Origin of the sequence: Pseudomonas sp. OTU5201, from assembly GCF_038440135.1 — a bacterium.
Taxonomy (GTDB): domain Bacteria; phylum Pseudomonadota; class Gammaproteobacteria; order Pseudomonadales; family Pseudomonadaceae; genus Metapseudomonas; species Metapseudomonas resinovorans.
On the sequence record NZ_JASATC010000043.1, the window covers coordinates 40,727 to 49,327 of the forward strand.

General features: G+C 65.1%; 7 protein-coding genes and 1 pseudogene. All 8 read right to left on the bottom strand.

Annotated elements, in window-relative coordinates; genetic code table 11:
- Positions 1–200: 200 nt before the first annotated feature.
- The 8 genes and pseudogenes from AAHM40_RS22350 to AAHM40_RS22380 all read right to left on the bottom strand — a co-directional run bounded on the left by AAHM40_RS22350 (position 201) and on the right by AAHM40_RS22380 (position 8,569).
- Positions 201–1,580: a hypothetical protein gene (locus AAHM40_RS22350; RefSeq protein WP_342246623.1), complete on the bottom strand. Its 1,380-nt coding sequence runs from the start codon at positions 1,578–1,580 to the stop codon at positions 201–203.
- Between the two features lie 444 nt (positions 1,581–2,024).
- Positions 2,025–2,657: a TetR/AcrR family transcriptional regulator gene (locus AAHM40_RS22355; protein ID WP_342246624.1), complete on the bottom strand. Its 633-nt coding sequence runs from the start codon at positions 2,655–2,657 to the stop codon at positions 2,025–2,027.
- A 63-nt stretch (positions 2,658–2,720) separates the two neighbouring features.
- Positions 2,721–3,605: a methyl-accepting chemotaxis protein gene (locus AAHM40_RS27350; RefSeq protein WP_446731606.1), complete on the bottom strand. Its 885-nt coding sequence runs from the start codon at positions 3,603–3,605 to the stop codon at positions 2,721–2,723.
- Positions 3,579–4,352 (bottom strand): annotated as a pseudogene (locus tag AAHM40_RS27355) (cache domain-containing protein); the annotation flags it as partial. The gene AAHM40_RS27350 and the pseudogene AAHM40_RS27355, both read right to left, overlap by 27 nt.
- A gap of 247 nt (positions 4,353–4,599) precedes the next feature.
- Positions 4,600–5,751: an acyl-CoA dehydrogenase family protein gene (locus AAHM40_RS22365; protein WP_342246626.1), complete on the bottom strand. Its 1,152-nt coding sequence runs from the start codon at positions 5,749–5,751 to the stop codon at positions 4,600–4,602.
- Positions 5,752–5,780: 29 nt separating this feature from the next.
- A complete protein-coding gene (locus AAHM40_RS22370; RefSeq protein WP_342246627.1) occupies positions 5,781–6,866 on the bottom strand; it encodes an enoyl-CoA hydratase/isomerase family protein in 1,086 nt (361 codons plus the stop codon).
- A gap of 2 nt (positions 6,867–6,868) precedes the next feature.
- On the bottom strand, positions 6,869–7,759 hold the full coding sequence (gene mmsB / locus AAHM40_RS22375; protein ID WP_342246628.1) for a 3-hydroxyisobutyrate dehydrogenase: 891 nt from the start codon (positions 7,757–7,759) through the stop codon (positions 6,869–6,871).
- 36 nt (positions 7,760–7,795) lie between these two features.
- Positions 7,796–8,569 carry an enoyl-CoA hydratase gene (locus tag AAHM40_RS22380; protein ID WP_342246629.1) on the bottom strand — a complete coding sequence of 258 codons (774 nt, stop codon included), beginning with the start codon at positions 8,567–8,569 and terminating at the stop codon, positions 7,796–7,798.
- Positions 8,570–8,601: the final 32 nt, after the last annotated feature.

The following is an 8,601-nucleotide window of genomic DNA, read 5'->3' on the forward strand; positions in this document are numbered from 1 at the left end:
ATACGTGTTTGGAGGACCAGGAATGCCGGGAACTGGCCTTGCGCGGGCAAGTTGTGGCCGTCGACCCGCAGGAAACGCCTCCATCCGCGCTCGTCCTCCCGGACAAACCCTCGCGGTGCCGGGCGTCTCGTCGGCATTGGGCCGAGCGATTGACCTGTGGGCGCTACATCTGCCCGCGCCGCTCTTGCGATGCTGACCCGTTACGGCAGCGTGAGCCCTATGAGTGCCGACTCGAAGTTTCCGCTGTAGGTCGTACTGCCGGCCGGTATGGACGCCTCGTGTGGAGGAATCGAAACCGTGCCCTGCGGATCCACGAGCGCTCCCGCAGGGGTCGCGACGGTGAACTTCGGCGAGGACAGTTTCAGCGACGCGTCCAGCAGCGAATACGGCGGGCCCTGGCTCGTCGTCGCCGCAAGCCGCACCGTGTTGTCGGCCGCAGCCGCGACCCCGCCGCCGGTCTCAAAGCCGGTGCCACCCCAGGTTGCCGCGGCCGTCACCTTCTTGCCCGTCGATTCCAGGCGCGCGACGAATGCATCCTGGGAGCCGACGCCCAACACCGTCGTTGTGCCGGCGAGAAGAACCGAGCCGTCGGGCGCCACCGCGATGCCTTCACCTGTATCGCCGCCCTTGGTGCAGCATTCCTTGCCGAACAACAAGCTACCATCGGAGCCGATCTTCAGGACCAGCGCGGCGATGCCGACGATGCCGCCCTTCGCCGCCTGGATGGCGCCAGCGGTGTATATGGACCCATCCGCGGCGGCGGCCATTCCGCCGCGCGCATCCACGACCTCGCCTGCCCCATACGTCCGTGCCCAGACCAGGTCACCCGCTGGCGTCAGCTTCAGCACCATCACGTCGAACTGGGAGAGATCGCTTCCCCGCAGTTTAGAACTGGCCGCGTAGATGCTGCCGTCGTCTGGCGAGACAGCCATCGCCTCGAAGCCGGCAGCATTGTCCCAGAGCCGTTGCCAGACAAGAGTGCCCGTCGGATCGAATTTCAGGACGAACACCCCGGCGGAGCTCGGGCCGAAGCTGGTTGTCCGGCCCGCGACGTAGACGGAACCGTCGCTGTGCGTCGCCACGGCGCCGGCGCTATCGGACTGGGTACCGCCCCAGGCCCGCACCCAGAGCAGGTTGCCGTTCGGATCGAATTTCAGCAACACGGCGTCTCCGCCTCCGTCCGCGGTGATGCCGGCCACGTAAACTGAACCGTCGGTAGCGACCGCCACTGACGCATCCGTCACCCCGACGATGGTCGGGCCGTTCCAGATCCGCTGCCAGACAACCGCTCCATTGAAGACCTTGACGATGAACATTCGCGTCGCGGGCTGGCCGAACGGGTCGAAGGCAAAACTATCCGTCGAGCCGACGAGGTACGCGCTGCCGTCGGCGGCCGTGGCGACGGCGGTTGCGACTTCGGCTCCAGTTCCACCCCATGTTGTCTCGGTGAGCAAGACCTGCCCGTGCGCCGGCCTTTGTACAAGAGCCAGCAGGACCAAAACCAAGCTTGCAAACAGCACCTTCCCGACCGCGATTCCATTCCGTCGTGTTAGCGAGGGACGAACGCAGGTATGCGTCATGGCGTTTCTCCTGTTAGGAGCGAAAAGGACCTGGAAGGCGCAGGTGGGATATAGCCGAACCGCTCGAAGCGAGTCGTCGGCCACCCGCTGCACGCCACGACAGCGCAGTACGAGCAGCACGAAGGTTTCCAGGTTGCCAACCCTCAAGTGTAAAACAGCGTGCAAAACATTCCAGATATCCGGGGTAAACAGCGTCCAATAGTTTCCCCCCTGGGTATGCAACCCTGCAGCCTTTAGCCGATGTTGAAGCCTGGGGCTTGGTCGCGGAGGAAAAGCTACTCGATCGACGTAAGGCCGGACCATTCAATGGACGGGGATCGTTGATCGCGGTAACAAGCGTGGGTAACCGGCTCGGCGGTAGAAGTACAGGAGGCGATGTCGCTACGGCATGAGGATGGGGGGCTCGGAATAAGACAATTCCACGGTTTCGCCTTGCCGAATGGCTCAGCGAAACCGATTCGTGCCGATGGCCCCTCGCAACGCGCCGATGGCCATCTCGCGCAGCAGGGTGATGTGCGCCCCGCTGGAGAATTGCTGTGTGTGAAACCGCGAAGGCAACTGGTTGAGGAGGAAGACCATGCCACGGGCCACGCTACGGAGGGCCGGGTCGTCGACGCCGTGGGCAAGCTGCCTGAGCGGTGCCAGGAAGTGCTCTTCGTAACGTTGGCGCAAGGCCAGGATGTTGCCCCGAAAGCTGTCGCCCAGGTAGTGGAAGTCATGTTCGGCCAGTTGGAAGTGCGCCGCCATGGTCTGGTGCAGGTCGAGATGGGCATCCACCAGTGCGTGCAGGCGCAGGACGGGTGTCTGTATGCGGCGCTGTACTTGGCCGGCGTTGGCGAGCAGCTCGGAGTAGAGGTCCTCGATCAGTTCCTGCAGCAAAGCGTCCTTGCTGTCGATGTGGTGGTACAGCGAACCCGCCCGAATACCCAGGCAGGCGCCCAGGTCACGCATGCTGACCTGGGCGAAGCCGCGTTGGGAGAAGAGTTCCAGAGCCTTGCCGAGGACGTCGGCATGCCGGTCGCCCTTGGCGCGGGACGGCGTCGAGGTGGATACCGCGTTGGCTTGGCCATGTCGCATCACGTCGTGCCCCATAGGTAGGTGGTGCATATGTTCCGGAGCTGGCGGAAAGCCAGGGCGGGTTTACACCTGGAATTGTTTCAGGGTCTGGTTCAACTGGTTGGCCAGCGTTTCAAGATGACGGCTGGACTCATTGGACCGGTTGGCCGCCAGGGCACTTTCTTCGGCCAGGGAAGCGGCCTGCGTCACATTCCGGTTGATGTCCTCGACCACCTGGGATTGCTCCAGAGTGGCACTGGCGATGGACGCATTCAGGCCCGTCAGGTTACGCAAGGAGAGGGCGATTTGCTCCAGACTCTTGCCCGCCAGGCGTGCCTGCTCGACTGTAAGCGCGGACGCTTGGCTGCTTTCGTCTATCACCTGTACGGCGGCTTCTGAGTTGGCCTGCAGGCGCTCGATCATCGTCTGGATTTCCGCCGTGGATCTCTGTGTGCGTTGCGCCAACAGCCGGACTTCGTCCGCGACCACGGCGAACCCTCGACCTTGTTCACCCGCTCTCGCGGCCTCTATGGCGGCATTCAAGGCCAGCAGGTTGGTCTGCTCGGCGATGGCGCGGATAACCTCCAGCACGGTGCCGATCTGGGCGCTGTCTTGGGCCAGTGACTGGATGACATCCACCGCCTTGCCGATGGTGCCGGAAAGCTGGTCGATCTGTTCCAGGCTGCTGTCGATGTTGTCCCGGCCTCGAAGTGCCTGCTCTTCGGCATCGCGCACTTCGCTCGCGGCGTGCTCGGCGTTTCGTGCCACCTCCTGCACGGCGTAGGAAAGCTCCTGTACTGCGGTGGCGACCAGCTCCATCTGCTGCAATTGCTGCTGGTTCTGGCGCTGGGCATCGCCGGCAATGACTCCGAGGGATTGCGAGGCCTGGTCGAGTGAGTCGGCAGTTTGCAGCGTGTGGCCGATGACGCCGCGCAGCTTGCGGGTGAAGGCGTTGAAATGACTGCCCATGGCGGCCAACTCGTCGCGCCAGTTATCGTCCAAACTGCGTGTGAGGTCGGCTTCGCCGCTGGCGATATTGGCCAAGGCACTGACCGCTTCGCGCAACGGAGACGCGATGCTGCGGGCAATCAGCATGACGAGGGCCGCGAGCAGTAAACCCGTCAGGAGCAGAATGCCCAGGGCGCGGAAGACCTGCATACGGAATTCGGCCTGCACATCGTCGACGTAGATGCCCGAACCGACTATCCAGCCCCAGGGTTTGAATAGCTCGACGTAGGACACCTTCTGCACCGGCTCATCGGAGCCGGGACGTGGCCAGCGGTAGTGGACCAGACCTGCACCGTCGCGTTTGGCGATGGCCACCATCTCATCGAACAGCGCTTTGCCATCCGGGTCCCGCGTGCCGGCCATAATCTTGCCTTCGACCTTGGGGCTGGGGTGCATGACCATACGGGTGTCCAGATCTTCCAGCCAGAAGTAGTCCTCGCCGTTGTAGCGCAGGCTGCGCATCAGCTCGATGGCCTGTCGCTGGGCCTGTTCACGGCTGAGTTTCCCGGCGCTTTCCTGCCCCTGGTAGTAGCGCAGGATGCCGCTGGCGGTCTCGACGACGTGTTGGGTCTTCAGCGCCTTTGCGCTGTGCAGGTCGCCAAGGTTCTGGCTCAGCATCAGGCCGGCGAGAGCCAGCAATAACACGAGGGCGGTCAATAGGATTAGCGACAGGCGGTGGCTGATGGAAATATGGCGCAGGCCGGGCATGGGCGTGGTCTTCTTGTTTTTGATGGGCGATATCCGGGGCAAGCCCTGTACCCGCGCTTACCAGACCTGCCGGAAAACCGCGCCGGAGCTGTCGTCCGGCATGCAACAGTCCGGCCGGCTGCTCTTGCGCCTGTTTCCGAATGAGGCAGCCGTTGTCTCATGCCGGTAGTCGGCTAGCGCAGTGGCTCAATGCGATAAAAAACCGGGCGCTCCACGGGAGCGGAAACGCCCGGAAAGCGTGGGTGACTCAGAGTAGGTAGCTGGCCAGTTCGCGGGCGATCACGAGTCGCTGCACTTCGCTGGAGCCTTCGTAGATCTGCGTGATCCGGGCATCCCGGTAGTACTTCTCCACCGGGTAGTCCTCCAGGTAGCCGTAGCCGCCATGGACCTGGATGGCGCTGGAACACACCTGCTCGGCGATTTCCGAGGCATACAGCTTGGCTTGGGAGGCTTCCGACAGGCAGGGCAGGCCAGCGCTCTTCAGGCGGGCGGCATGCAGGATCATCAGGTGCGCGGCATTGAGACGGGTCTGCATGTCCGCCAGCAGGTTGCCGATGCTCTGGTGCTCGATGATTGGCTTGCCGAACTGCACCCGCTCGCGGGCATAGCCCAGCGCCGCTTCAAACGCCGCACGGGCGATGCCCAGGGCCTGGGCGGCGATGCCGATGCGGCCGCCTTCGAGGTTCGACAGGGCGATGGCCAGGCCCTTGCCGCGTTGCCCCAGCAGGTTGGCTTCCGGGACCACGCAATTGCTCAGGGTCACGGCGCAGGTGTCCGAGGCCTTTATGCCCATCTTGTGTTCGCTGCGATCGACATCGAAGCCGGGCGTGTCGGTGGGCACCAGGAAGGCAGAGAGGCCTTTCTTGCCCAGTTCCGGGTCGGTCACCGCGAACACGATGGCGAGCTTGGCGCGCTTGCCGTTGCTGACGAACTGCTTGGCGCCGTTGAGCACCCAGTGGCCGTCCACCAGCTCGGCACGGGTGCGCAGGTTGTGCGCCTCGGAACCGGCCTGGGGTTCGGTCAGACAGAAGCAGCCGATGGCCGCGCCACTGGCAAGTTGCGGCAGCCACTGGTCCTTCTGCGCCTCGCTGCCGTAGTTGAGGATGGGGCCGCAGCCGACCGAGTTGTGGATGCTCATCAGGGCGCCGAGGGCGCCGTCGCCGGCAGAGATTTCCTCCACCGCGAGGGCGTAGGCGACATAGTCGATGTAGGTGCCGCCCCATTGCTCGGGCACCACCATGCCGAGCAGGCCCAGTTCGCCCATCTGGCGCACCAGTTCGTCGTCGATCCAGCCGGCCTTTTCCCAGGCCTGGGCGCGGGGTGCCACTTCAGCGCGGGCGAAATCCCGCGCCATGTCGCGGATCATGCGCTGTTCTTCGGTGAGTTCGAGGTCGTGCATCGTGCTTGTTCTCCCGCAGGATGGCACCGTCAGGCGGTGCGAAGAGGTTTACCGGCGGCGTTCGGGAAGCCGCTGAAGAAGGACAGCACCCGCTGTTGGGTCAGTTCCGCCAGGGTCGGCGGATTCCAGCGTGGGGTCTTGTCCTTGTCGATGATCAGGGCGCGTATGCCCTCGATGAGGTCGCCCTTGTCAAACCACTGGTCGTCCAGGTGCAGTTCCAGGGCGAAGCAGTCGCCCAGCGACAGGTGGCGGCCCCGGCGTAGCAGTTCCAGCGTCACGGCCATCGCCAGGGGCGAGCGGTTATCCAGCACGCGCACGGTTTCCTCGGCCCAGTCGCAGAACTCGGCGCAATCCTCGGCCAGCAGCGATTGGCGGATGGCATTGATATCCGGCTGGGCGAAATGCCGGTCGATGGCCGGGCGCAGCGCTTTCAGCTCCGAGCCTGGAATGCGCTCAGCGGCCAGGGAACCGAGCAACTGGGCGAGGTTCTCCCGTGGTGCGTAGCTCCAGTTGAGGTTGTCCAGGGCCTGGTCGAGATCCGCAATCCGTTCGCTGGGCAGGCAGTAGTCGGCGAGGCCCGCGTACAACGCATCGGCTGCGCGCACCTGGCAGCCGGTAACGCCCAGGTAGATACCCAGCTCGCCCGGCAGGCGCGGCAGGAAGTAACTGCCGCCGACGTCCGGGAAGAAGCCGATGCCGACCTCCGGCATGCCCATGCGCGTGCGCTCGGTGATGACGCGCAACGAGGCGGCCTGCGCCAGTCCCATGCCGCCGCCGAGGACGAAGCCGTCCAGCAGCGCCAGGACCGGCTTGGCGTAGTTGTGCAGGTACTCGTCCAGCGCATACTCCTCTTCGAGGAACACCTGGTGCTGGTTGTCACCGGCTGCATGGCTCTCGTACAGCATGCGGATGTCGCCACCCGCGCAGAAGGCCTTCTCCCCCGCGCCACGAATGACTACGGCGACGATGTCCGGGTCCAGCTCCCAGGCCCACAGGTGTCGATGCAGCTGGCGCACCATGGGCAGGGTCAGGGCATTAAGCCCGGCCGGGCGGTTCAGCGTGAGGTGGCCGACGCGGTTGCGCACACTGGCCAGGATCGGCGCCTCGTCACTCATGCTCAGGCTTCCCGGCGGAACAGGTTGATGATCGCGGAGAAGTCCAGGCCGCCGTGGCCTTGCAAGCTGAAGGTCTGGTACAGCTGCTGGGCCGCAGCGCCGAGCGCGACCGGTTGTTTGGCGTGGCGCGCGGCCTCGGTGGCCAGGCCCAGGTCCTTGAGCATCAGGTCGGTGCCGAAGCCGCCACTGTAGCCACGCGAGGCGGGGGCGTTCTCCAGCACACCGGGGAAGGGGTTGTTGATTTCCGAACTCCAGCAGCGGCCGCTGGAGGTATTGATGATGCCGGCCAGTACCTTGGCGTCCATGCCCAGGGCGACGCCCAAGGCCATGGCTTCGGCGACGCCGACCATGGAGATGCCGAGCAGCATGTTATTGGCGATCTTGGCGACCTGGCCGTTGCCGGTGTCCCCACAGTGGACGATGTTCTTGCCCATGGCGGCGAGCAGGGGGTGGGCCTGGTCGAAGGCGCTGTCGGTGCCGCCGACCATGAAGGTCAGGGTGCCCGCTGCGGCGCCGCCGGTGCCGCCGGAGACCGGTGCATCGAGCATCGGATTGCCCTGGGCGGCAGCGGCCTTGGCCACTTCGCGGGCACTCAGCGGGTCGATGGTGGAGCTGTCGATCAGCAGCACGCCCTGGCCGACGTTGGCCAGCAGGCCATTGGCGCCCAGGTAGACGTCCCTCACGTGAGCGGCGGTGGGCAGCATGGTGATGATTGCGGCTACACCGTCACGGGCCAGTTCAGCCGGGCTGCCTGCCGTGCGCGCACCGAGCTCCACGAGCGCGGCAGTCGCCAGCGGCGAGGGGTCGAACACGGTGAGCGTGTGGCCTGCCTTCAGCAGGTTGCGGGCCATGGGGCCGCCCATGTTGCCGAGGCCAAGGAATCCGATATGCATGTTGGCGTCCTCTTGGAGTAGTGCCGGAAAATTCGGTCAGCGGTGGGTGAAGTTCGGGGCGCGCTTTTCAACGAAGGCGTTCATGCCTTCCTTCTGGTCGGCGCTGGCGAACAGCGAGTGGAACAAGCGCCGTTCGAAGCGCACGCCTTCATTGAGTCCCAGTTCGAAGGCGCGGTTGACGCACTCCTTGGTCATCATGGCGGCGGGCAGTGATTTGCCGGCGATGCCGCGCGCCACGGCGAGGGTTTCGTCCAGCAGGGATTCGGCCGGCAGCACGCGGGCCACCAGGCCTGCACGTTCGGCTTCCTCGGCGGTCAGCTGGCGGCCGGTCAGGCACAGCTCCATGGCCTTGGACTTGCCCAGGGCATGGGTCAGGCGCTGGGTGCCGCCGATGCCCGGGATGACCCCGAGGGTCAGCTCCGGCAGGCCGAAGCGGGCGTTTTCGGCGGCGTAGATGAAGTCGCACATCAGCGCCAGTTCGCAGCCACCGCCAAGGGCGTAGCCGGCGACCGCGGCAATCAGCGGCTTGCGTCGTGCACCGATGCGGTCGGCGGCGGCGAAGAAGTCATCCAGGTAGATCTGCGGGAAGCCGAAGGCGGACATCTCCTTGATGTCGGCGCCGGCGGCGAAGGCCTTGGCCGAGCCGGTGATCACGATGCAGCCGACTCCGGCGTCGCCCTCCAGTTGGTCGAGCGCCTGGTTCAGCTCGGCGACCAGCTGCGAGTTGAGGGCGTTCAGTGCCTTGGGCCGGTTCAGGGTGATCAGGCCGACACGTTCCTGTACCGAGACCAGCAGGGTTTCGTATTCCATGGTGTTTCTCCAGGCGGGGGGGGGGGGGGGGG